Origin of the sequence: Corallococcus sp. CA041A (genome assembly GCF_003612075.1) — a bacterium.
GTDB lineage: Bacteria > Myxococcota > Myxococcia > Myxococcales > Myxococcaceae > Corallococcus > Corallococcus exiguus.
The window spans coordinates 1-23,718 of sequence record NZ_RAWF01000061.1; the positions used below are offsets into that span (position 1 = coordinate 1).

Consider the following 23,718-nt stretch of genomic DNA (forward strand, 5'->3'; position numbering starts at 1 on the left):
GCTGGGGGCCCGGGGGCGGTCCGTCCCCGCCCTGTCCACGTGGCGCGTTGTCCTGCTCATCTCCCAGCCCGGAGGGGCCGGGGAGGTCATCCAGCATGCGGCGCGGACGGGACATGGGTTCTCACAGCTCCCGCGAAAGGATGGTGTCGCGCGTGCCCTGGTGCTCGTCCGTGTGGGGGTAGTCCAGGGTGTAGTGCAGGCCCCGGCTCTCCTTGCGGCGGCTGGCGCAGTCCACGATGAGGTGCGCCACCTCCGCGATGTTGCGCAGCTCGATGACGTCGCGGGTGACCTTGAAGCGCCAGTAGTAGTCGCGGATCTCCTCGCGCAAGAGCTCCAGCCGCCGCCGCGCGCGCATCAGCCGCTTGTCCGTGCGGACGATGCCCACGTAGTTCCACATCAGCCGGCGGATCTCATCCCAGTTGTGGGTGACGACCACGCTCTCGTCGGAGTCCACCGCGCTGCCGGAGTCCCAGGCCGGCGGGTCCTCCTTCGGCAGCGTCAGCGAGGACAGCTCCTCCGCCGCCACCTGCACCGCGCGGTGGCCGTACACCAGGCCCTCCAGCAGCGAGTTGGAGGCGAGCCGGTTCGCGCCGTGCAGGCCGGTGCAGGACACCTCGCCGATGGCGTAGAGGCCCGGGATGTTGGTGCGCCCGTGCAGGTCCGTCACCACGCCGCCGCACTGGTAGTGGGCCGCGGGCACCACGGGGATGGGCTGCACCGCCATGTCGATGTTGAAGGCCTTGCAGGTGGCGTAGATGTTGGGGAAGCGCTCGGTGAGGTACGCGCGGCCCAGGTGCGTCATGTCCAGGTAGACGCAGTCATTGCCCGTGCGCTTGAGCTCTGCGTCGATGGCGCGCGCCACCACGTCACGCGGGGCCAGGTCCCGCATGGGGTGGTAGCGGTCCATGAACGTCTGGCCGCCCTTGAGCCGCAGCTTGCCGCCCTCGCCGCGCAGCGCTTCGCTGATCAGGAAGCTCTTGGCCTCCGGGTGGAAGAGGCACGTGGGGTGGAACTGGTAGAACTCCATGTTCGCCACGCGCGCGCCCGCGCGGTACGCCATGGCCACGCCGTCGCCCGTCGCGACGTCCGGGTTGGACGTGTAGAGGTACACCTTGCCCGCGCCACCCGTGGCCAGCACCGTGACCTTGGAGAGGAAGCGCTCGATGGAGCCGTCCTCCATCAGCGCGTACGTGCCCAGGCACCGGCTGCCGGCCGGGGTGTGCGGACGCCGGTCCAGGATGAGGTCGATGGCGGCCGTGTTCTGGAAGAAGGTGATGTTGGGCTGCGCGTCGCACGCGGCCAGCAGCGCGCGCTGCACCTCGCGGCCGGTGATGTCACCCGCGTGGATGATCCGGCGGGCGGAATGGCCACCTTCGCGCGTGAGGTCGAACTCGCCGCCGCGCTGATCGAACGCAGCGCCCAGCGCCACCAGCTCCTTGAGGCGCGCGGGCCCCTCCCGCACCGTCACCTCCACCGCGTCGCGGTGGCACAGGCCCGCGCCCGCCACGAGCGTGTCCTCGATGTGCGAATCGAAGGTGTCCGTGGGGGAGAGCACACCGGCGATGCCCCCCTGGGCGTAGGCGGTGTTGCCTTCGCCGCGCTCGCGCTTGGTGAGCACGGCGACCGTGCCGTGCCGGGCCGCCTGCAGGGCGAACGACAGTCCGGCCACGCCGCCGCCCATGACCAGGAAATCGAACCGATGGGGCATGGCCAACAGGCTTAATGGCGGTAAGTGCTGGAAACAAGGCGTTTTCTTGAGGACTTTCCGGGTGTTGTCTAAGGTTTCGCACCGCCGCCATGCGTGTCCTGACCGCCCTCGTCGTCCTGTTGACCGCCGCCCTGCCGGCCGCCGCCTCGGACGGCATCTACAGCTACGTGGAGAAGGACGGCACCATCGTCTACACGAACGTGCCTCCCGGAGGCGCGCGCAAGGCCCGCAAGCTGTCCGGGACCTTCACGCCCGCGCCGGCCAAGTCCGCTCCCGTGCGGGGCCGCTCGCGGACGCCCACGGAGTTGGATCCGCACATCACCACCGCGGCGCTGCGCTACCGCATCCCGCCCGCGCTGGTGCGCGCCATCATGCACACGGAGAGCAACTTCAACCCGAACGCGCTCAGCCACAAGGGCGCCAGCGGGTTGATGCAGCTCATGCCGGGCACCGCGTCGGATATGTACGTGAAGGACATCTTCGACTCGAAGGAAAACATCGAGGGCGGCGTGCGCTACCTGCGCGTCCTGGCCAACATGTTCGACGGCGACATGGTGAAGATGGTCGCCGCGTACAACGCTGGGCCGGACGCGGTGAAGAAGTACGGAGGCCAGGTGCCGCCGTACGCCGAGACGCAGGATTACGTGCGCAAGGTCCTCCAGCTCTACCAACACTACAAGGAGCGCGAGCGGCTCGCCCAGGCCGAGGCCAGCAGCCGTGAGCCCACACCCGAGAATGACGACGCGCACGAAGGGGACGAAGCCGCCGGGCCCCGATGACGAGGAGTTCCTGCAGCAGCTCCATCGCGGGAGCGAGCTGCTGGGCGCCGGCAAGGTCACCGAAGCGAAGGACTTCCTGGAGCGTGCGCACCAGCTCCAGCCGCGCCATGAGAAGGCCCAGAACCTCCTGGGCCTGACGTATTTCAAGCTGGGCCTCTTCGATCGCGCCGCCGACCTGTACGAGATGCTCGTACGGGACAACCCGGTGGACCCGACGCTGCGCGTGAACCTGGGGCTCGTCTACTTGAAGACGAACGCGCTCCAGCGCGCGGCGCGTGAATTCGAGACCGCCACCGACCTGGCCCCGGACCACAAGAAGGCCCACAACTACCTGGGCCTGACCTTCGCCCAGATGGGCGAGTACGGCCGCGCGCGCGAGCACTTCCTCCTGTCCGGCAGCGACGCCATGGCGGAGAAGATGTCGCGCGCCATCGCGGGGGAGGTCTACAGCCGTCCGCCCGCCGCCCCCATGCCGGCCCGTCCGCGCGAGGAGGAAGAGGAGACCGCCGCGCCGCCTGCGTCCGCCTCCGGCGAGAGTGACTGGGGTGCCCAGTTCGGTCTGGATGAGGCGCCGCGCAGTCCTCGCACCGCCGCCGCGCCGCCGCCCCAGGTCGCCGCGAAGCCGCCGGACGACGACATGCGCTTCGCGGAGGACGAGGGCCCTCCTGCTCCCACGGATGACCACGCCTTCACCTCGGGAGCCGCGACCCAGGTCCAGGAGGACGAGGACCCCAGCCTGGCCGCGGGCGAGAGCCTCTTTGACGAAGACGCGGAGCTCGCCGCCACCACGGACGCGGACACCTCCGGTGACGACGTCGAGGTCGCCGACGAGCTGCCCCCCACGCCGGTGTCGGAGGAGATCGAGGTCTCCGAGGAGCCGCCCGTCCTCGCGTCCGACCTGGAGTCGGAGCCCGTCGACGCCTTCGCGGAGACCTTCGCCGCGCTGGCCACGAGCGAGCCGCCCCCGGCGACTCAGTCTGCCGAGCCGATCCAGCTGACCCGGTCCATCGGGTCGCTTCAGGTGACCCACTCCGCCGAACCGCCTTCGTCGCCTGAGGCCGGAACGGGCGCGAATCCGCCGGTGCTCACCGCGTGGGTGCCTTCGGTGGCGCTGCCGGGCGCGGTGCCGGGCCAGCCCTTCACCCAAGGTGCGTCGGCAATGGCGCTCGCGGTGGAGGGCGAGCTGCTCACGCGCCTGGAGGGGCTGATCGCCGTGCGCGGGCAGGTCACCTTCGAGCCGGAGATGAAGCGCTTCCGGGGCCGGGCCACGGACAAGCCCTTTGGCGAGGGCGACCAGTCCATGGTGCGCGCCCGGGGGCAGGGGACGCTGCACCTGGAGCCCGCGTCCGGGCGGCAGTGGGTGGCTGTCTCCCTGGACGACGAGTCCGTCTACCTGCGCGACGCCTGCGTCTTCGCCTTCGAGGAGCCCGTCGTCTTCGAGAACGGCCGCGTGCCGTCGGACCTGGCCCAGGACCTGGACCTGGTGCACCTGCGCGGGCAGGGGCGGGTGCTGCTCAGCCTGACGGGCCCGCTGCGCTCGGTGCCGGTGGCCATGGACCAGCCGGTGACGGTGCCCCTCACGCACCTGGTGGGCTGGGTGGGCAACCTCACGCCCCGCGTGGTGCCGCTCGTGACATCCGCTGCCGGGGAGACACTGAAGGCGGCGGTGGAGCTGGGCGGTGAAGGATTTGCCCTCATCGCACTCGGGGTCCGGTAGAACGCGCGCCCATGGCCACCGAGCGAGCCCTCAGGAAGCAGCGCAAGCGCGAGGAGCGGGCCCGCCGCCGCGCGTCCCGCCGTCCCAGCATCCTGGTGCAGGAGTTCTGGAACCTGCCCAACATGCTGACGCTGGGGCGCATCCTCCTCATCCCCGTGTTCGTCTGGCTCACCTACGACGCGGACCCCCTGCACTCGCTGCTGGCCGGCCTGGTGTTCGCCGTGGCCGCCATCACCGACGTGATTGACGGCTACCTGGCCCGCCGCTGGAACCTCATCACTGTCGTCGGCAAGTTCATGGATCCGCTGGCGGACAAGCTCATCGCCATGGCCGCGCTGGTGATGATGGTGCGCCTGGGCCGCATCGCCGCCTGGGTCGTCATCGTGCTGCTGGCCCGCGAGTTCATCGTCTCCGGCCTGCGCACCATCGCCGCCAGTGAAGGCATGGTCATCGCCGCGGGGCAGGAGGGGAAGTGGAAGACGTCCCTCCAGCTGGTGGGGATCATCTCCCTGTGCGTCCACTATGTGCACCCGCTGGACGTGGGCTTCCGCGTCGTCACGGTGGACTACAACCAGGTGGGCAAGGTGCTGGTGTACCTGTCGGGTGCGTTCTCCGTGTGGAGCGCGGTCGTCTACTTCCGCGCGTTCCTCAACATGCTCGCCCGCCGGGGCAGCACGGATCCGGATGCGAAAAGTGTTTGACGTGTCCGAAGGGCCTCTGTATATCGCACCCCACCTCCGGCGCGGCACCGACCGGCGGGTGGCAAGCAACACAGCGGTACCTGATGCGGGAATAGCTCAGCGGTAGAGCATCGCCTTGCCAAGGCGAGGGTCGAGGGTTCAAATCCCTTTTCCCGCTCCAAACGAAGCACGCAGCACCGCAGTACCTGATGCGGGAATAGCTCAGCGGTAGAGCATCGCCTTGCCAAGGCGAGGGTCGAGGGTTCAAATCCCTTTTCCCGCTCCAATCAAAGGCCCTCTGGGAAACCAGGGGGCCTTTTTCTTTGCCAAAATGGCCTCTCCGAGGGCGCGCGAGGGCTGCCGGCCAGACGGGCTTTCGCGCGGATGGCTGGAGTCCCATGCCTGACACCTTCCGGGGGCATGAGGTATGGATGGCGCCGCATGCTTCGCAACCTCCGTGAGCTCTACCAGTACCGGGGCCTCCTGCTCAGCCTGACCCAGCGCGAGCTGAAGGCGCGGTACCGGAACTCGGTGCTCGGCTTCTTCTGGACGTTCCTCAACCCGATGCTCCAGATGGGCGTCTACTCGCTGCTCTTCACCGTCTACATGCGGCAGAAGATCCCCGGGTACACGTTCTTCGTCTTCATAGGTCTGCTCCCGTGGATCTGGTTCTCCACGTCGCTGGGGACGGGGGCCAGCGCCATCAGTGACCGGCGCGACCTGCTCACCAAGGTGCGCTTCCCCGCGCAGGTGCTGCCGGCCACGGTGGTGGTGACCAACCTGTGCAACTACGTGCTGTCCCTGCCGCTGATGGTCGCGCTGGGGCTGCTGCTGGGCTACGTGCCCAGCTGGCACGTGGTGGCGTTCCCGGTGGTGCTGCTCACGCAGCTGTGCATGACGGTGGCGCTGGTCTACATCGTGTCCGCGCTCAACGTGACGTTCCGGGACCTGCAGCAGATCATCGCCAACCTGCTGACGATGTGGTTCTTCGTCACGCCGGTGTTCTACCGGGTGGACTCGCTGCCAGAGGCGGCCCGGGGGCCGATCGTGCTGCTCAACCCCATGGCGGTGATGGTGACGTCGTACCAGGCCATCTTCTACGAACACCAGCTGCCGCAGCCCGGCCCGCTCCTGATGTGGATGGGCATCTCCGCTGCGCTGCTGTGGGTGGCGGCGGGCATCTTCGAGCGCCGTCGCGAGGACTTCGCGGAGTTCATATGACCAGCGCCATTGCGTCTCCGGACGCCATCGTGCTCCGCAACGTGGTGAAGAGCTTCCGGAAGAGCACCATCCGGCGCGAGTACACCACCATCAAGTCGGAGCTCATCCGCCTCCTGCGTGGCCAGCGCGACACGGACGGCAAGTCCATGATCGAAGCGCTCCGGGGCATTGACCTGGTGGTGCCCCGCGGCAAGACGGTGGGCATCATCGGGCGCAACGGCTCTGGCAAGAGCACGCTGCTCAAGCTCATCTCCGGCATCTACACGCCGACCACGGGCACCATCGACATCAACGGGCGCATCAGCGCGCTGTTGGACCTGGGCGCGGGCTTCCACCCGGACTTCTCCGGCCGGGAGAACATCCTCATCAACGGCATCATCCTGGGGATGTCGCGCGCGGAGGTGAAGGCGCGCATGGAGGAGATCATCTCCTTCAGCGAGCTGGGCGACTTCATCGACGAGCCGGTGCGCACCTACTCCAGCGGCATGTACATGCGCCTGGCGTTCTCCGTGGCCACGCACGTGGATCCGGACATCCTCATCATCGACGAGATCCTCGCCGTCGGTGACGAGCACTTCGGCAAGAAGAGCCTGGCGAAGATGACGGAGTTCAAGCGGGCCGGGAAGACCATCGTCATCGTCACCCACGACCTGGGGACGCTGGAGCGTTGGTGCGACCTGGGCGCGTGGATCGACGCCGGGCGCATCCGCGAGTTCGGTCCGCCCGCGGACGTCATCCGCAGCTACCGCCGCGCGGTGGCGCTGGCGGAAGAGCGCGGCATGTCCATGGAGGCGCCCGCGCTGGCGTCGGATGGCGGTGCGCTGCCGTCGCTGGCGGCGCCCCAGGCCGAACCGTCTCCGCTCACCGTGGACGCGGTGCGGCTGCTGGGCCGGGACGGCGCGGCGGTGGAGTTCGTGGACACCGAGGACGGCCTGGAGCTGAGCGTGGCGTACACCGCGCGCACGCCCGCGCCGGAGCTGGGCCTGGGGCTGGAGCTCTCCCGGGCGGACGGAGTGCTGGTGCACGCCACGGACACGTTCGCGGAGGACGTGCCCTTCTGCGCGGCGGCGGCCGGCAGCGGGACGGTGCGCTTCGTGGTGGACCGGCTGGGCCTCACCGCGGGGCGCTATGCGTTCACGGTGGTGGTGCGCGACCGTGCAGGGCAGGTGCGGGAGAAGCGCGAGGCGGCGTGCGCCTTCGAGGTGCGCTCCAGCGTGCGGGACGGAGGCCTGACGCGGCCTCCGCACCGGTGGATCGTGGAGGGCGCCGCGGCTCGCGTGGCGCCAGTGCGAGACGTCGGCTCGTGAGCGGCCCTGCTTCGGCGAATGGGGGAGGGCCGGGCATCTGGCTGGGCATCGTGCTTTACCGGAACCCGGAGCGGGAGCTGGAGCGACTGTGGGAGTCGCTCCGGTGGAACCGCGAGGTCCCGGGTGCGCCCGCGTTCCGGGTCGTCTGGATGGACAACTCGCCGGACGACACGCTGCGCGCGCGGGTGGCGCGGCTGGACGCTGAAGCGGACTACCGGCACGCCGGGAGGAACCTGGGCTTCGGGGCCGCGCACAACCGGTTGATGACGGAGGCCTTCGGCTCGGGCGGAGCGCGGTACTACGTCTGCGTGAACCCGGATGGACTCCTGCACCCGGACTGCGTGCGGGAGCTGGCGCGGGTGGCGGATCAGCGGGCGGACACGGGGCTGGTGGAGGCCCGGCTGTTCCCGGACGAGCACCCCAAGCCGTACCATCCGGCGACGGGCGAGACGCCCTGGTGCAGCGGCTGCGTGCTGCTGGTGACGAAGAAGCTACACGCGACGGTGGGTGGCTTCGACGAGCGCTTCTTCATGTACTGCGAGGACGTGGACCTGTCGTGGCGGGCGAGGGCCTCCGGGCTGTCCATCCGGGTGGCGCCCTCCGCGCTGGTGCACCACTACACCGTCACCCGGGAAGAGAGCCCGGTGCGCGAGCGGATGGTCCGCCGCAGCGCGGCCCTGCTCGGGGCGAAGTACGGTGACGCGGCCTTCACGAACGCCCGCCTGCGGGAGTACGCGCAGCTGGGCGGCGAGCCATTCCAGACGCCCGACATCCTCAAGCCCGGGCGGCGGCTCGCGGGCATCGCGGACTTCAGGCACCACCTGGAGTTCGCTCGGAGGCGCTGGTGAGCGCTCTATCCGAAGAGGCGCCTCCGTCCGCCGTGTCCGCGCGGTGGATGGAGCTGGTGCTGTCGCGTGCGCACGCGGGCGCGGCGGTGTGCCTGGTGGGCGCGTCGGCAGCGCTGGCGGAGGCCCTGCGGGCTCGGGGCGGCTCCGTGCGGGAGCTGCCGGGGCCGGAGTGGAAGCGGGGCAAGGGACCCGCGCCGACGCTCGTGGTGCTCGAGGGCGACGCGGTCGAGCGGGTGCTGGAGGAAGGGCTGGAGGCGCTGCGGCGCGAGGCTCCGGGAGCGGAGCTGGTGTTCACCTTGCGCAACGCCGGTTCGGCGCGGGCGCTGATGGGCGCGCTGACGGGAGAGGCGCCGGTGCGCGCGGGGCTCTCAGAACAGCGGATGCTGCGGCGGCTGGCCGAGGCGGGCTACCGCGTGGCTCACCGTGAGGTGGTGCCGTGCGCGTCCGGGGGCACGGCGCTGGCGGAGGACACCGCGCAGGCGCTGCGGGCGTTGCTGGCCCAGCTGTCGCCATCCACGCAGGTGGAGGAGGGGCTCTACGTCGCGGTGCCGGATGGGCCCGTCCGCGCGCCAGTGGCGGGGCTGCTCAGCGTCGTCGTCACGGTGGATCCGGGGACTCGGGACGCGGCGCTCGATGAGGCCCTCTTCGCGCTGGCCTGTCAGGAGCAGCAGCCGTTGGAGTTGCTGCTCGCGGCGCCCGAGGGCGTGGACTTGTCCGCCGCGGAGGCGGCGCTGGAGCGCTACGGCAGGCTGGGGTCGTTCCAGGCTCGCACCGTGCGCGCGCCCTCGGGAGCCCTGTACGCGGAGGCCGTGCGCGAGGCCCGGGGACAGTATCTGGCGTTCGTGGACGCGCGGTGCGTGGTGTACCCGCGTCACTACGTGGAGTTGGTGCGCGCGCTCCAGACGGGCCGCGAGGCCTGGGCGTTGGCGCGGGCGTTCCGCACCGAGTGGGCGTCCGGTGAGGGGACCCCGCCGTACGTGCGCGCGAAGGTGCCGTTCCCGCTGGGTGAGCGGCTGGAGGTGGAGCACCTGGTGATCCACCCGGAGCTCGTCCACGCGATGGTGATCGACCGGAGTCGCATCGGGCCCTTCCCGGTGGCGATGGAGTCGGGACTCGGGGACCTGCCCGCGCGGCTGGGGGCGCTGTTTCCTCCGGTGTTCCTGGGCGGCATCGCCTCGTGCGAGGTACGCGGGCCGCGCGAGCCGCCGGCCGTCGCCGTGGCTCCGGGGACCTGGCTGGTGCGCCCCCTGGATGCCTGGGTGGATGTCGTGGCGCGGATCCGCGAAGAGACGCTCCAGGCCCGGGAGTTCCGCCACCGGGTGGTGGACATGCTGAATGCCCGCGTCCACGGCATCCCCTGGGTCCACGGCACGCTCAAGGCCCTGGCGAACCGGCTCAAATCCGGCAGCGGGCGCTGAGACGATGGGCACCGCCGACAGTGACGGCTCGCGGAGCACGCCAGGCGTTGAGGCAGCGACGTTGGGCCCATCCGATCGGAAGTCATCTTTCGCCGACGAGCCCGCGACGTTGGAGTCGGCCGACCGGAAGCCGTTCTCCGCCGCGCAGGTCGCGACGTTGGACTCGGCCGACCGGAAGACTTCTTCCTCCGCGCAGGCCACATCGGGACCTCCCGGCGGCCGGGCGCATCCGCCGCGCGATATCTTCGTCGAGGTGTTGGGCTTCGACGTGCCGCGGTCGCACCGCGCGCGCTGGGGCCCGGTCATCACCGCCGCCAAACGTTTTGGGACGCGGGGGCTTTCGCCCTTGCAGCGCTGGGTGCTGGACCGCCAGCTGCGCTTCGACCTGCGGCTGAGAGCGTTGATCCGTCAGCCGGAGCGGACACTGCCGGAGCTGGCCCGCGAGGAGCTTGGGCGACTCGCGGATCCGCGGCCCGTGGGCTTGGTGGGCCGGTGGCTTCCCTCCGTGCCCGGGCTGGAGGCGCAGCGGGCCTGGAACCTCGCGGTCGTGGCCCTGCTGTCCAGACCTGGATGGCCCCTCCGGACCGAAGGTGCCGCTGAGGCACTGGACGCGCTGGAGGCCCGCTGCGACGTGCTGGCGCAGGAGGCCGGCGCGGTGGGCCTGCCTTTGTGGCGCGAGCTGTGGCGGCGGCAGGTCGCCTTCAATCACGCGACCGTCCGCCTGTTGCGGCGCCTCCTGGGCGTGGCCCGTCCGGCCGTGCTTTTGCCCGCGCCGGTCGGGTACACGCGCGACGCCCTGGAGCGAGAAGCCCACGAGGTCCGCGACGCGACCGCCGCGCTGGCCCGGCTGGAGCGCCGGCCGCTGATCAGTCTGGTCACGCCCGCCTGGGAGACGCCGGTGGACGTCCTCCGCGCATGCGTCGCGTCCGTGCGCGCGCAGGTGTATCCGCACTGGGAACTGTGCATCGTCGACGACGGCTCACGCTCGGCGGCGGTGGCGGACACGCTGCGAGAGGCCGCGGCCGGCGACGCGCGGATCCGCTTCGAGCGGCTGGAGTCGAACCAGGGCATCGCCCGCGCGACCAACGCCGCGCTGGCCCTGGCCACCGGCGACTACGTGGGCTTCCTCGACCACGACGACCTGCTGGCGCCGCACGCGCTGGCCGAGGTCGCGCTGCGGCTGGGTGAAGCGCCGGACGCGGACGTCGTCTATTCGGACGAGGACAAGGTGGACGCGCAGGGGCTGCGCTTCGCGCCCTACCTGAAGCCGTCGCTGTCTCCGGAGTTGCTGCGCGCGGTGAACTACGTGTGCCACTTCCTCGTGGTGCGTGCATCGCTGCTGCGTGAGGTGGAAGGCATCCGCCCGGGCTTCGAGGGGGCGCAGGACCACGACCTGTTGCTGCGCCTGATGGAGCGCACGCGTCACTTCGAGCACATCCCCCGCGTGCTCTACCACTGGAGGACGCTGCCCGGCTCCACGGCCACGGACGCCAGCGCGAAGCCCGCGGCCTCCGACGCAGGCCGCAGGGCCGTGGCGGAGCATCTGGCGCGCATGGGGGAGGGCGTCTCGGTGGAGACGGTCTCGCCTGGGCTGTACCGGATCCGCCACCCGCTCGTGGGCCGTCCCCGGGTGTCCGTGCTGCTGTCAGAAGCGCCCACCGAGGCCGAGCTCACGGCGCTCCTCGCCTTCACGGACGACCTGGACGTGGAGGTCCGCGTCCCTGTTTCGTCTCCAGCGGCTTCCTCCACCGGCAACGCCATCCGCGTCCAGGTGGCCGCGGCCGCGACCCCGGGCGCAGTGGCGAACCAGTTGCTGCGCGAGGCCCGGGGCGAACTCATCCTCGTCCTGGAGGCAGGCACGCTCCCGACCGGACCGGGGTGGCTGCGGGAGCTCGCGTCGCAGGCTTCGCGCCCCGGCGTCGGCGTGGTGGGCGCGCGCATCGTCTCTCCCTGGGGCCTGGTGCTGGAGGCCGGGCTGCGCTTCGACGCAGAGGGCCGGGTACTGCGTCCCTTCGCGGGGCTGTTCGATCCCACGCTCGGCGCATTCGGTGGATCGCATTGGCCGCGGGACGTGCGCGCCGTCTCCAGCGCCTGCGCGATGATCCGCCGCGAGGTCCTGGAGTCGCTCGGAGGTTGGGACGCGGCGTTCACCTCCAATGAGGGACGGGGCATGGACCTGTGCCTGCGCGCGGGCGAAGCCGGGCTGCGCGTCCTCTACGCACCCCACGCGCGACTCGTGCGCACCCGTTCCCAGGACGACGCACCCGAGGCCACCCACGACGCCGACCGGCTCCGTGACGCGTGGGCCCGCGCGGGACGGACCGACCCCACCGGACATCCGCGCCTCGGCTTTCTCCAGACACCGTAGAAATGAACAGCGAACGCGCCTCCTCCCATGGGGAGCGGGCGGGCTGCCAGCCTTGACGCTCCCGGAGGGGGGTGACATGGAGGACATCCGCCAAGGAGAGGGGGGCGTGCCTTGCCTGCAGCGAGGGTCGGCCTTCCGGACGCCACCAACATGCATCCACAGCTCAATCCCCTGGAACACCCCCTCTGCCTCACGCAGCCCCTGCGGCTGCTGGCCTCCTCAGCCTGGGTGGAGCACGTCCCGTTCGCGATGTTCCTGATGGACCTGCTGCGTCCCGCGACGCTGGTGGAGCTGGGTGCGCACACCGGCGTGTCCTACTCCGCGTTCTGCCAGGCGGTGGACGCGCTGAAGCTGGAGACGCGCTGCCACGCGGTGGACACTTGGCAGGGTGACCCGCACGCGGGCTTCTACGGGGCGGACGTGCTCGCGGACCTGCGCGCGCACCATGACCCGCTCTACAGCCGGTTCTCCCAGCTGCACCAGATGACCTTCGACGAGGCCCTGAGCCAGTTCGCGGACGGCTCCATCGACCTGCTCCACATCGACGGCTGCCACGAGTACGCGCAGGTGAAGGCGGACTTCGAGCACTGGCGCCCCAAGATGAGCGCGCGCGGCGTCATCCTCTTCCACGACACCCACGTGCACGAGCGCAACTTCGGCGTCTGGCAACTGTGGGAGGAGCTCCGGGGCCAGTATCCCTCCTTCGAGTTCGAGCACGGCTTCGGTCTGGGCGTGCTCGCCGTGGGCCCGGAGCAGCCGGAAGGGATGCTCGCGCTGACGAGCACCCGGGACGCGGAACGTGAACACGTGCGGCAGGCCTTCGCCACGCTAGGCGGGCGCCTGACGCTCCTGCTGCACCGGCAGCACCTGCGCGACGCCTACGGCCAGAAGGAACAGCAGGCCGCGGACCATGCGCGCCAGGCGCAGCAGCTCCAGGCGGAGCTGGATGCCGCCCGTGAAGCGGCACGCGACACCGCCAGCACCCTGCGCGAGTTCGAAGGCCGGCTCGCACGGCAGGGCCTGGCCCAGCGGATGCTCCAGGAGGAGCTGGGCCGCAAGAACGCCCGCATCTACGAACTGGATGCGCACGTCGCGCGCCAGGGCTCGGAGCTGGCGCACATCAACGGCAGCCTCGCGTGGAAGGCCATCAACCGCTACTGGGCCATGCGCGAGCGCGTGCTGCCCCCCGGCACGAAGCGCGGCCACCTCTACCAGAAGAGCAAGGGCACGCTGCACAAGGTGGGCGCGAAGCTGATCAAGCTGCCCGCGAAGCAGGGCGCGCTCAAGGCGCTGCGCGCCGCCAAGGCCGCCCTCACGCCTGCCGCCCCCGTCGCGCCCACCGCCTCCATCGCCTCGGTCGTGGCCCCGAGCACGCCGCTCGCGCCCCCGGCTCCGTGGACCGCGCCGCTGACGCAGCTCTCCCAGGCCAGTCTGGGCCGGCGCATCCTGATCATCGCGGAGCTGTCGCTGCCCCAGTGCAAGCGCTACCGCGTGGATCAGAAGGTCGCCATGTTCCACCGGCTCGGGTACGACGTCACCGTCCTGCGCTGGAACGACCACGAGGAGTGCAAGGCCGCGCTCCAGTTCCACGGCCTGGTCATCTACTACCGGGTGCCCGCGTTCCCTGGCGTGGAGGAGCTGCTGGCGGAGACCAAGCGCCTGGGCGTCCCGCACTTCTTCGACGTCGACGACCTCATCTTCGACGTGGAGGAGTACCAGAAGAACACCAACGTGCAGCGGCTGCCGGAGAACGAGCGCGAGCTGCTGCTCAACGGCGCGAAGCTCTACCGCAAGGCGCTCAGCCTGTGTGAGCACGCCATCGCCAGCACGCCCACCATCGCGGAGCAGATGGCCCGCGTCATCTCCGGCAAGGTCTACGTCGTCGAGAACTGCCTGGACGACGGCATCCTGGAGCTGGCCCGGGAGATGGAAGCGCGCCCGCCCGCGGTGGACGCGGACACGGTCACCATCGGTTACGGCAGCGGCACCCGCACGCACGACGCCGACTTCGCCATCGCCGCGGACGCCATCCTCGCGGTGATGGAGCGCCATCCGAACGTGCGCCTGGCCATCCACGGCTTCCTGGAGCTGCCGGCGGGCTTCGAGCGCTTCTCCGACCGTGTCTTCCGCATCCCGTTCCTGGACGCGGATGACTACCTGCGCGCGCTCGCGTCCTGGCAGATCTCCATCGCGCCGCTGGAGACGACGGTCTTCAACGACGCCAAGAGCAACATCAAGTTCATCGAGGCGTCCATCTTCCGCGTGCCCGCGGTGTGCTCCGGCTCCGGGCCGTTCCGGGAGATCATCGACCACGGCCGCAACGGCTTCGTCGCCACCACCCGTGAGGAGTGGGAGTCCGGGCTGTCCGCGCTGGTGCAGGACGCGTCACTGCGCAAGCGCATGGGCGAGGAGGCCCACCGCAGCGTGATGGCGCGCTACCACCCGGCGGTGGTGGCCACGGAGCGGCTCCAGCCCATCCTCCAGCACCTGCCGCCCGCGCCGCCTCCGCGCCTCAAGGTCCTGGAAGCCAACATCCTCTTCGCGCCCTTGAGCTTCGGTGGGGCGACCGTCGTCACGGAGCAGCTGGCGCACCAGCTGAAGGCGGAGGGCTGCGACGTCACCGTGTTCACCGGCATCCTCAACTCGCCGCTGCCCGCCTACTCGGTGGTGCGCTACGAGGCGCTGGGCCTGCCGGTCATCGCCACCCAGGTGCCGGCCCTCACCGACCGCGCCCAGGAGTACCAGAACCCGCGCATGGGGGAGACCTTCACCCAGGTGCTCAAGGCGGTGCGCCCGGACGTGGTGCACTTCCACTCCATCCAGCTCCTGAGCTCCGCGCTCGCCACGGCGTGCGCCGCGGAGGGCATCCCGTACACCATCACCGTGCACGACGCGTGGTGGCTGTGCGAGCGGCAGTTCATGGTCCGCGAGGACGCCACGTACTGCGGCCAGAAGGGCATCGACCTGCGCGTGTGCACCAAGTGCGTGCCGGACTCGCGCTTCACCTTCAAGCGCACGTTCGCCCTGCGCAAGGTGCTGGATGGCGCGGCCCTGCTGATGGCGCCCAGCGAGTTCCAGCGCCAGCTCTACATCGCCAACGGCGTCGCGCCGGAGCGCATCGTCGTGAACAAGAACGGCGTGCTGCTGCCCACGCGTGCGCGCGCCCCGCGCCCCGCCAACGCCCCCGTGCGCTTCGCCTACCTGGGCGGCCACGCGGTGCACAAGGGGTACTTCTGGCTCAAGGACATCCTGGAGTCGGTGCCGGAGTCCGGCTGGGTCCTGAAGATGACCGACATCCAGCTGCGCATGGGGTCGGCCTCCATCGACGCGAAGGAATGGAAGGTGAAGGGGAAGGTGGAGGTGGTGCCTCCGTATGATCAGGACGGGATGGACGCCTTCTTCGACGGGGTGGACGTGCTGCTGATGCCCTCGCAGTGCAAGGAGAGCTTCGGCCTGACGGTGCGCGAGGCCATGGCCCGTAACGTGTGGGTGGTCACCACGGCGTCAGGCGGCGTCAGCGAGGACATCGTGGAGGGCGTCAACGGCAACGTCCTGGACATGGCCGACGCCGACGGCTTCCGCCGCGTGCTGCGCGACCTGGTGGCCCACCCGGAGCGTCTGTCGCGCGCCCCGAACGCCCAGCGCACCACCGTGCGCGACTACGAGACCCAGGCCAAGGAACTCCACGGGCTCCTGTCCGGCCTGGTGAATCCGGCGGCCCGAGGCGCGGCCCGCGAAGACGCCAGCGCCACGGCCATTCAGCGCTGAACCGGACGGAGCCACCCTGCCTGGAGGCGGGGTGGCTCCTGGAAGTGCGGAAGCCTTCAGGCCCTACGCCGGGCCGTAGTAGCGCTGGTACACCGTGGTGAGCGTCACCGCCGCGGTGAGCAGGATGAAGCAGGCGATGAGCACCGGCTTGAAGCGCGTCAGCGTGCGCGGTGCCCAGGCGGGCGGGGCCAGCGCCACCACCAGCAGCGGCGTGTAGGGCAGCAGGTAGCGGCCCTGCACTCCGTCCACGTGGTTCGCGCCCGGCGCCGTCCACGCCAGGTACAGCATGGCCTGGATGGCCAGCACGCCCGCCACCGCCACTCCCAGCGCCACCGCGCGCTCGCGCCAGCCCACCTTCGGCGCGGCCCCGTCAGCGTCCAGCACCATCACTCCCAAGAGCAACGCGGCCAGGGCGAAGAGGGCAGGGCGGGGCACTGGCGTGTCCAGCCAGCCCAGCACGCCGCCGCCCTGATGCAGGAAGTCCGGCAGCCGCCTCCAGAAGTCACTCACCAGCACGCCCAGCACCTGGAAGGGGTGCGCGCGGATGTGGGCCACCTGCGCCACCACCTCGCTGGGGCGGAAGATGTCCCGCACGGTGGAGGACCACGCGAACTGGAGCAGCGCGGGCACGGCGACGATGGCGGCCAGGGCCAGGGCGTAGCGGCCGCGCGTCCCCAGGCGGGTGAGCGGCAGCAGCAGGAACACCAGCGACAGCGGCAGGTAGGCCTGCTTGCACAGCGCCACGAACACCGCGCTCGCCAGCAGCAGCCCCAGCTGCTTCGCGCCCAGCGGCCCCGGGTGCGCGAAGGTGTAGTGCAGCGACAGCGCTACCAGCAGCAGGCACGCTGACATCGTGATGGGGTCCGCGGACACCGACGCGCGCTGGAAGAGCACCATGGGCGTGAGCGCCAGCAGCGCGAAGGCCCACCGCTGGAAGGGCATCAGCCGCAGCGCCAGCGCGGTGAGCAACAGCGCCACCAGCACGTTGCCCAGCCGGCCCGCCCACAGCACCGCCACCGGGGACGCCTCCAACAGCCGCGCGGGCACCATGCCCAACGACTGCGGGAAGTAGACCAGCGGGAAGTAGATGGCGGACGCGGCGAAGCGCCACTCCTGGGTGTCCTGGGGCGCCAGCGCCGCGTGCATCGCGTCGCTCAGGCGCTGCCGGTCCTGGCGCACCTCGGGATGGCCGCCCACTCCGTCGGACACTTCCTGCGCCACCCGCACGATGCTGCGCGGAAGCTGCCCGCCCGCGTCCCCCACCGGGATGCGCGTGGCCGTCAGCTGTCCCTCGGAGACCTGGTACGCGCGGTAGAAGTGCGCGGGCTCGTCCGCCACCTGGAACGGCGGGGTGAGGAAGCTCAGCACCGCGCCCAGCACGGCGGCCACGACGAGGAAGGCCACGACGGGCGCGATGAAGAACGGACGCAGCGGAGACGGGGGCGGTGAAGACGGAAGCATGGAGAAGGGATGGGCCCGGTGGGCCCTCAGACGGCGTGCGAGTCGCGATGGGCGGCGACGGCGGGGGAGATGACTTCAGGACGGGGCTGTGTACGCGCGACGCGCTCGGCCTCCGCGGAGGTGAGCAGGGCGACCTCCTGGGCCAGCCGCTTGAGCTGCTGGCGCTGGTCGGCCACCTGGAGGCTCAGCCGGTACACCAGCCACATGAGGCACGTCAGGGCGATGAAGAAGAGGGCGGACGGGGCGTAGTAGATGCCCATGGCCGTCGCCAGCGCGTCGATGCCCTGGCGCCACAGCGACAGGCCCGCGATGGCCACCGCCACCAGCAGCCACGCGAAGGTGTGCCGCTCGCTGGTGCGCCGGCCCCGGGCCGACCACAGGACGCTGAAGGCGAAGGCGGCCGCGAAGGCCACGCCGATGAGGCTGGAGCGAAGCATGGGCATCAGACGGGACGGACCCGCTCCATGAGCAGGGCGAAGGACACCTTCGCCATGTAGAAGGCCGACTTCCACGGCGTCAGCGAGCTGGTGCCGGTGAGGCGCGGGCGCATGCGCACCGGCACCTCCGCGATGGCGAAGCCCTGCCGTGCCGCCATCAGCACGCTCTCCGGCTCCGGGTAGTCGTGCGGGTGGACGCGCGCGAAGAAGCGGATCGCCTGCGGACCGAAGCCCCGGAAGCCGGAGGTGGGGTCGGTGATGCGGTGGTGGCTCAGCGTGGACAGGAGGCTCGCCAGGAACTGGTTGCCGAAGCGGCGCAGCCACGTGGAGCGGAAGCTGGTGACGCCCGCGAAGCGGCTGCCGATGACCAGCTCCACGCCCGACTGGAGCGCCTCGCGCAGCGCGGGCACGGACGCCGGGTCATGCTGCCCGTCGCCGTCCATGCGGATGACGTGCTCGTACCCGTTGCGGGACGCGAACAGCAGGCCGCTGGCCTCGCCCGCGGCGACGCCCAGGTTGAAGGGATGGCTGAGCACCCTCGCTCCGCAGTCCCGCGCGCGCTGCGCCGTGGCGTCGCGTGAGCCGTCGTCCACGACGAGCACGTCGAACTCAGGCAGCGCCTCGCGCAGCTCCGCCACCGTCGAGCCGATGCACTCCTCCTCGTTGAAGGCCAGCAACACGATGAGGCCCTGTCGGGTGTCCATTCAGCCCCCTCCTGCGTCTTCCGGGCTTCTACCGTTACCCGGCACGCCGGAACAACCCGCTACGCCCGGTTCCCGCTCACGCGAGCGATGAAGATACCCGCGTCCTCCAGGCTCAGGCCCCGGGCCACGGCGCCGAGCCCCTGGCCCGCCAGGGAGACGAGCGGCCTTGGGAGCTTCCGCAGGGCATGCGCCCTGTCCGCCAGGCTGTCGGCCTCGAAGTCCAGGTCCCCGAAGGCGTCCACGCGCTCCAGCCCCACGCGCGGGAGCAGGGCCTCCATGGAGTCGTGGGTGAAGTAGCTCTCGTGCGGAGGAAAGGTGCCGGCCTGGTAGAGCTGCTCCAGCAGCCCCGACGAGGCCACGCCGGCCATGGCACGGGAGACGCGGTAGAGCAGGCCGCTGGCCACCGGCACCTTCAGCACCACCCACTCCAGCTCGGGCGCCAGCTGTGTGACGAGGTGGCGCACCATGTCCGTCAGGTGCGCACCCGGGAAGTGCTCCACGACGTCCAGTAGCGTGAGGATGCGTGGACGGAAGGGCAGGTCCTGGAGGGGCAGGTGCCACTGTCCGCCCTCCGGAAGGGGCAGGCGCATGGCGGGGATGCCCGCGTCGCGCATCAGGTTGACGGACAGCTCGGAGATGTCCGCGCCGGCCAGCTCCTGGACGCCCGCCTCGCGGCAGCCCTCCAGGAACCAGCCCCGGCCCGCACCGAAGTCCAGGAGCCGCGAGGGCTGGGGGATGTGGCGGCGCAGGCGCTCGACGATGCTCCGGGCCTGGCGCTGGCGCGTGACGCGCAGCGAGTCCATGAAGCCGCCGCTGTCGTATTGCGCGTGGTAGTCGGCGGTGTTGCGCGGCGCGCGGTGGGTCGCCACGCGGTGGCCACAGCTCGCGCAGGTCTCCACGTCCAGCCGGGGGCCCTGGAAGGACGGTCGGAGCGAGGACGAAGCGCAGGCGGGACAGGAGGGGGCGGACATAGGGGGCGGCACCCTACCGCTTCCGCGCGTCCCCCGTCACGTGTCCGCCAGGGTTCCAGGCCGGCTAGCGGCCCCGTCGCCGCGAGGGCCCACGGCGCGACGGCTCCTGCGTGGGCTCTGGCGACGGCTTCGGCGAAGGCTCCTGCGTCGCGGCAGGCTGGCGCGACGTCAGCTGCTCCAGCTGTCGCTCCACCTCCTGGCGCCACAGGGACTGCGTGCGCGCCTGGACGCGCTGGTGCTCGTGGATGAGCGCGAGCGCGTCCAGGATGGCCTCGTTGAACTCCACCTGCCGCCGGAGCGCCTCGTTGATGAAGGGCTGGAACGCCAGCCGGAAGGCGCGCTTGGCCATCACCAGCGCGGGCCCCACCACGGGCCGGTGGGACGAAGGTGGGTCCGCGTAGCGCGCGTCGCGCTTCAGCCGCGCGCCCTCCAGGAACGGGGGCCACGCGGGGCTGGTGGCCGGGCCCTGGGTGGCGGCGAGGCGTCTGCGCAGCGCCTCCACCTTCTCGGGCTCGGGCGTGGGCAGCCGCTCCAGGGACTCCAGCACCGCCTTCACGGTGGGGTCGCCGGTGATGAGGTCTTCAGCGCGCATGCGGGCGTCCTCCCACGTCCAGCTCCCTTGCCAGCTCCGCCGCCAGCGACGTCAGGTCGCCCCCCGGGGTGAGCTCCCATAGCCTCTTTCCCAGGACCTGTTTGACGCCCGCGTCCGGCGCGCGGCGAGGCTCCCAGATGCCCGCAACGCGCGAGTCCGGCGGTAGCCGCGACACCGTGCGCCGGGCCACCTCCTCACCAGCACCCGCGAACAGCAACGGCCCCGGGGCGCACCGCACGCCCGTCTCCAGCGACGACGACGGCGGGCTGACCCCATCCAACCCGAAGCACGGCTCGTCAGGCGTGAAGCGCCGCACCCGTGTCACGCCGTCGCGCTCATCGCTCGGGGCCAGCTGCAAGGGCAGCACCTGACGGCGCACCGTCCACAGGCTCGCGTCCGGCAGCCGGTCCACCACCGCGCGCGCCAGCTGGGACATGGGCGCATCCGGCGCGGCGTCGAAGCCCGGGCACACCACGGTGACGGCGGGCGCGGCGGGCGGACGGGCCGGGGGCGCATCCCCCTGGAGGAAGGGCATGAGCGCCTCGCGCACGCGCTGGGCCACGGACTGCTGGTCCAGGGATGCCAGTCGCTGGCGCTGCGCCTCCACCACCCGCGAGCGCAGGGCGGGGTCGCGCTCCAGCACCGCCAGCAGCCCCGCCACCTGCGCGGGGTCGTCCGACAGGGTGGTGAGGCCCGCGCCGCCCATGGTCTCCGGCACCGCCGCGGCGCCGTAGGCCACCACCGGCACGCCCCGGTACATGGCCTCCAAGAGCGGCACGCCGAAGCCCTCGTGGCGGCTCATGGAGAGGTACGCGGTGGCGGAGGCGAAGCACGCGGACAGCTGCGCGGCGTCCACGCGGCCCAGGAACACCACGCGATCCGGGCCCAGTTGCTCGCGCAGCGCCAGCACGGACGCGTCATAGGGCGCGCTGCTGTAGAGCGTCCCCGCGACCAGCAGCCGGCTCTTGGGCTGGTACAGGCGCTGGTAGGCGGTGAAGACGCGCAGCACGTCCTCCAACCGCTTGCTGGGCACCGTGCGGCCCACGAAGAGCACGTTGGCGCACCCGTCCTCCACCTGCTCGCGCAGGGCCGTGTCTGGCGGCACGTTGAACGCGTTCCAGTCCACCGCGAAGGGCAGGACGCTCGCGTCCGGATAGCCGGCGGCGGACAGCTCCTCCACGCTGAAGTGCGAGTACGCCCAGGCGTGCGTCACGTGCTCGCGCAGCTGGAGCAGCTCCTCGCGCGCCAGCATGCAGCCGCGGGCGACGTGGCGGTCCGTGCCCTCGAAGAACCGTTCGGGCGTGACGTTGTGGTACAGCAGCGCCTTGCGGCCCTTCGCCTTGGCCACCAGCGGCACCAGCCGCGACTCGAAGCTGTGATGGACGAGCAGCGCGGTGTCCCGGCCCGCGTCGCGCGCGTAGTCGAGGGCGGGGCGCACCTCGTCGCGACACGCCTCGTCCCACTGCTCGGCGTAGATCTCCGACGCGTATCCCCATCCGCGCAGGAGGTTTCGCAGGTAGCGCACCTGGTTGCCCACGGCGTCGCCCCAGGCCAGCCGCGGCACGAGCTGGTGGATTGCTCCGGCGCTCGAGGACGCGGTCCCTCGCTTGCTGTTCCAGAGGCTCACGTTGGGCATGGCATTTACCCCTGGCCCGGACCGGCCACAAGTGGTCGCGCGCTTGCCTTGACGGGGATCCTCGCCTCCGCTACGGAGGGCGCTTTCTCTCGAAGTGCGAGTGGTGGCTTGTCAATGAACGTCCTGGTGACAGGGGGCTGCGGCTTCATCGGCTCCAATCTGGTGAAGTACCTGCGCCGCGAGCGGCCCGACTGGAAGATCATCAACCTCGACAAGCTCACGTACGCGGGCAACCTCGAGACCCTCGCCGACCTGGAAGGTGACCCGAAGCACGTCTTCGTGCGCGGCGACATCGCCAACCGGGAGCTGGTGGAACACCTCATCGTCCAGCACGGCATTGACGCCGTGATGCACCTGGCGGCCGAAAGCCACGTGGACCGCTCCATCCTGGGCCCGGAGGTATTCATCAACACCAACGTGCTGGGCACCCAGCAGCTGCTGGAGGCCTGCCGCGCCCGGGGCGTGAAGCGCTTCCTGATGGTCTCCACCGACGAGGTCTACGGCTCGCTGGGCCCCACGGGCGCCTTCACGGAGACCTCTCCGCTGCAGCCCTCCAGCCCGTACTCGGCCTCCAAGACGTCCTCGGACCTGATCGCGCTGGCCTACCACCACACGTTCAAGATGGACGTGGTGGTGACGCGCTGCTCGAACAACTACGGCCGCTACCAGTTCCCGGAGAAGCTCATCCCGCTGATGGTGGTGAACGCGCTGCACGACAAGCCGCTGCCCGTCTACGGCGACGGCGCCAACGTGCGCGACTGGCTCCACGTGGAGGACCACTGCCAGGGCCTGCTGGTGGCGCTGGAGAAGGGCCGCGCGGGCGAGGTCTACAACATCGGCGGCGGCTCAGAGCGCCGCAACATCGAGATCGTCAAGGGCATCCTGGGCCTCTTGAAGAAGCCCGAGTCGCTCATCCAGTACGTGGCGGACCGGCCGGGCCATGACCGCCGCTACGCCATCGACCCCACGAAGATCCGCACGGAGCTGGGCTATCAGCCGAAGCACACCTTCGAGCAGGGGCTGGCGGACACGGTGACCTGGTACATGGAGAACCGCGCCTGGTGGGAGCGGGTGACCAGCGGCGCCTATCGCCAGTACTTCGACACCCAGTACAAGGCCCGTCTGCAGGGGCGGGGCTGACGCCATGCGCTTTCTCGTCACGGGAGCCAACGGCCTGGTGGGCAGCCGCGTCTGCGCGCAGCTGACCGAGCGCGGTCACGAAGTGGTGGGCCTGGGGCGCGGTCCCCGGCGCACGGGCGGCACGCACGGCTACGTGGAGGTGGACCTCACGCGCGAGCAGGACGTGGCCGCCGCCATCGCCCAGGCCCGTCCGGAGGCCATCATCCACCCCGCCTCCATGACGGAAGTGGACGCGTGTGAGAAGGATCCGGACGCGGCCTACGCGGCGAACGTCCACGCCACCGCTGCGGTGGCCCGCGCGGCGAAGCTCGCGGGCGCGCACCTGGTGCACGTCTCCACGGACTACGTCTTCGACGGGGACGCGGGGCCGTATTCCGAGGACGCGCTGCCCAACCCTCGTGGCGTGTACGCGCTGACCAAGCACATGGCCGAGCAGGCGGCGCGCGTGTTCGCGCCGGGCTGCGCCATCGCGCGCACGGCCGTGGTGTACGGCTGGCCGGCGGCGGGGCGTCCCAACTTCGGGGCGTGGTTGGTGGGGGCGTTGGAGAAGGGCCAGCCGGTGAAGCTCTTCGAGGACCAGGTGGTGTCCCCCAGCTTCGCGGACAGCGTGGCCGCCATGCTGGTGGAGCTGGGTGAGCGCCGGCTCGGTGGCGTGTGGAACACCTGCGGCGGCACGGTCATCGACCGGGTGGGCTTCGGCCGGGCGCTCTGCGAGGTGTTCGGCTTCGACGCGTCGTTGATCACGCCCACGCGGATGGCGGACCTGAAGCTGGCCAGCCCCCGTCCGCTGCGCAGCGGCCTCAAGACGGACAAGGTGCGCACGGAGCTGAAGGCCCAGCCGCTGGAGCTGGCGGAGTCCCTGGCGCGCTTCCACGCGGCCTGGAAGGCGCACCGCGCCGGTTGAGCATCGCGCGCGTGGCGGCCGGGCCGCGCGCATCCGTTTCGCGGCCGCGCCGTGGAACA

General features: G+C 70.9%; 18 protein-coding genes and 2 tRNA genes. 13 read left to right on the plus strand and 7 right to left on the minus strand.

Going from position 1 to position 23,718, the window contains the following annotated elements; translation table 11 throughout:
• Positions 1-121: 121 nt before the first annotated feature.
• Positions 122-1,708: an L-aspartate oxidase gene (gene nadB, locus D7V77_RS13345; protein ID WP_120576662.1), complete on the minus strand. Its 1,587-nt coding sequence runs from the start codon at positions 1,706-1,708 to the stop codon at positions 122-124.
• 89 nt (positions 1,709-1,797) lie between these two features.
• Here nadB and D7V77_RS13350 point away from each other — a divergent pair, with 89 nt between their 5' ends.
• The 11 genes from D7V77_RS13350 to D7V77_RS13400 all read left to right on the plus strand — a co-directional run bounded on the left by D7V77_RS13350 (position 1,798) and on the right by D7V77_RS13400 (position 15,814).
• Positions 1,798-2,487, plus strand: coding sequence for a transglycosylase SLT domain-containing protein (locus D7V77_RS13350; protein WP_120576663.1), 690 nt, complete (start codon positions 1,798-1,800; stop codon positions 2,485-2,487).
• Positions 2,444-4,204, plus strand: coding sequence for a tetratricopeptide repeat protein (locus tag D7V77_RS13355; protein ID WP_120576664.1), 1,761 nt, complete (start codon positions 2,444-2,446; stop codon positions 4,202-4,204). Before D7V77_RS13350 ends, D7V77_RS13355 begins: the two co-directional genes overlap by 44 nt.
• An 11-nt stretch (positions 4,205-4,215) precedes the next feature.
• Positions 4,216-4,905 carry a CDP-diacylglycerol--glycerol-3-phosphate 3-phosphatidyltransferase gene (gene pgsA / locus D7V77_RS13360; protein ID WP_120576665.1) on the plus strand — a complete coding sequence of 230 codons (690 nt, stop codon included), beginning with the start codon at positions 4,216-4,218 and terminating at the stop codon, positions 4,903-4,905.
• An 85-nt stretch (positions 4,906-4,990) separates the two neighbouring features.
• A tRNA-Gly gene (locus D7V77_RS13365) sits at positions 4,991-5,065 on the plus strand.
• 30 nt (positions 5,066-5,095) lie between these two features.
• A tRNA-Gly gene (locus D7V77_RS13370) sits at positions 5,096-5,170 on the plus strand.
• A gap of 155 nt (positions 5,171-5,325) precedes the next feature.
• Positions 5,326-6,105: an ABC transporter permease gene (locus D7V77_RS13375; protein WP_120576666.1), complete on the plus strand. Its 780-nt coding sequence runs from the start codon at positions 5,326-5,328 to the stop codon at positions 6,103-6,105.
• Positions 6,102-7,412, plus strand: coding sequence for an ABC transporter ATP-binding protein (locus D7V77_RS13380; protein WP_120576667.1), 1,311 nt, complete (start codon positions 6,102-6,104; stop codon positions 7,410-7,412). Before D7V77_RS13375 ends, D7V77_RS13380 begins: the two co-directional genes overlap by 4 nt.
• A gap of 50 nt (positions 7,413-7,462) precedes the next feature.
• The gene (locus D7V77_RS13385) at positions 7,463-8,260 is read left to right on the plus strand and encodes a glycosyltransferase family 2 protein (RefSeq protein ID WP_233596965.1); all 798 of its coding nucleotides are present in this window, start codon (positions 7,463-7,465) and stop codon (positions 8,258-8,260) included.
• Positions 8,257-9,678, plus strand: a complete 1,422-nt coding sequence (locus D7V77_RS45695; RefSeq protein ID WP_147452060.1) for a glycosyltransferase family 2 protein — start codon at positions 8,257-8,259, stop codon at positions 9,676-9,678. Before D7V77_RS13385 ends, D7V77_RS45695 begins: the two co-directional genes overlap by 4 nt.
• Positions 9,679-9,739: 61 nt before the next feature.
• Positions 9,740-12,046 (plus strand): glycosyltransferase, encoded by a 2,307-nt coding sequence (locus D7V77_RS13395; protein ID WP_147452061.1) that lies wholly within the window; start codon positions 9,740-9,742, stop codon positions 12,044-12,046.
• 150 nt (positions 12,047-12,196) lie between these two features.
• Positions 12,197-15,814: a class I SAM-dependent methyltransferase gene (locus D7V77_RS13400; RefSeq protein WP_120576671.1), complete on the plus strand. Its 3,618-nt coding sequence runs from the start codon at positions 12,197-12,199 to the stop codon at positions 15,812-15,814.
• Positions 15,815-15,877: 63 nt separating this feature from the next.
• Here D7V77_RS13400 and D7V77_RS13405 read toward each other — a convergent pair whose 3' ends face one another.
• From D7V77_RS13405 to D7V77_RS13430, 6 genes are all read right to left on the minus strand, one after another.
• Positions 15,878-17,275 (minus strand): DUF2142 domain-containing protein, encoded by a 1,398-nt coding sequence (locus D7V77_RS13405; protein WP_120576672.1) that lies wholly within the window; start codon positions 17,273-17,275, stop codon positions 15,878-15,880.
• 26 nt (positions 17,276-17,301) lie between these two features.
• Positions 17,302-17,718: a DUF2304 domain-containing protein gene (locus D7V77_RS13410; protein WP_233596966.1), complete on the minus strand. Its 417-nt coding sequence runs from the start codon at positions 17,716-17,718 to the stop codon at positions 17,302-17,304.
• A complete protein-coding gene (locus D7V77_RS13415; RefSeq protein WP_120576673.1) occupies positions 17,718-18,416 on the minus strand; it encodes a glycosyltransferase family 2 protein in 699 nt (232 codons plus the stop codon). The genes D7V77_RS13410 and D7V77_RS13415 overlap by 1 nt, the downstream gene beginning before the upstream one ends.
• A gap of 59 nt (positions 18,417-18,475) precedes the next feature.
• Positions 18,476-19,387: a bifunctional 2-polyprenyl-6-hydroxyphenol methylase/3-demethylubiquinol 3-O-methyltransferase UbiG gene (locus D7V77_RS13420; protein ID WP_120576674.1), complete on the minus strand. Its 912-nt coding sequence runs from the start codon at positions 19,385-19,387 to the stop codon at positions 18,476-18,478.
• A gap of 64 nt (positions 19,388-19,451) precedes the next feature.
• Positions 19,452-19,979 (minus strand): hypothetical protein, encoded by a 528-nt coding sequence (locus D7V77_RS13425; protein WP_120576675.1) that lies wholly within the window; start codon positions 19,977-19,979, stop codon positions 19,452-19,454.
• A complete protein-coding gene (locus D7V77_RS13430) occupies positions 19,969-21,615 on the minus strand; it encodes a glycosyltransferase (RefSeq protein WP_120576676.1) in 1,647 nt (548 codons plus the stop codon). Before D7V77_RS13430 ends, D7V77_RS13425 begins: the two co-directional genes overlap by 11 nt.
• Positions 21,616-21,729: 114 nt before the next feature.
• Here D7V77_RS13430 and rfbB point away from each other — a divergent pair, with 114 nt between their 5' ends.
• Both rfbB and D7V77_RS13440 read left to right on the plus strand, forming a co-directional pair.
• A complete protein-coding gene (gene rfbB, locus D7V77_RS13435; protein ID WP_120576677.1) occupies positions 21,730-22,755 on the plus strand; it encodes a dTDP-glucose 4,6-dehydratase in 1,026 nt (341 codons plus the stop codon).
• 4 nt (positions 22,756-22,759) lie between these two features.
• A complete protein-coding gene (locus D7V77_RS13440) occupies positions 22,760-23,659 on the plus strand; it encodes an SDR family oxidoreductase (protein WP_120565563.1) in 900 nt (299 codons plus the stop codon).
• Positions 23,660-23,718: the final 59 nt, after the last annotated feature.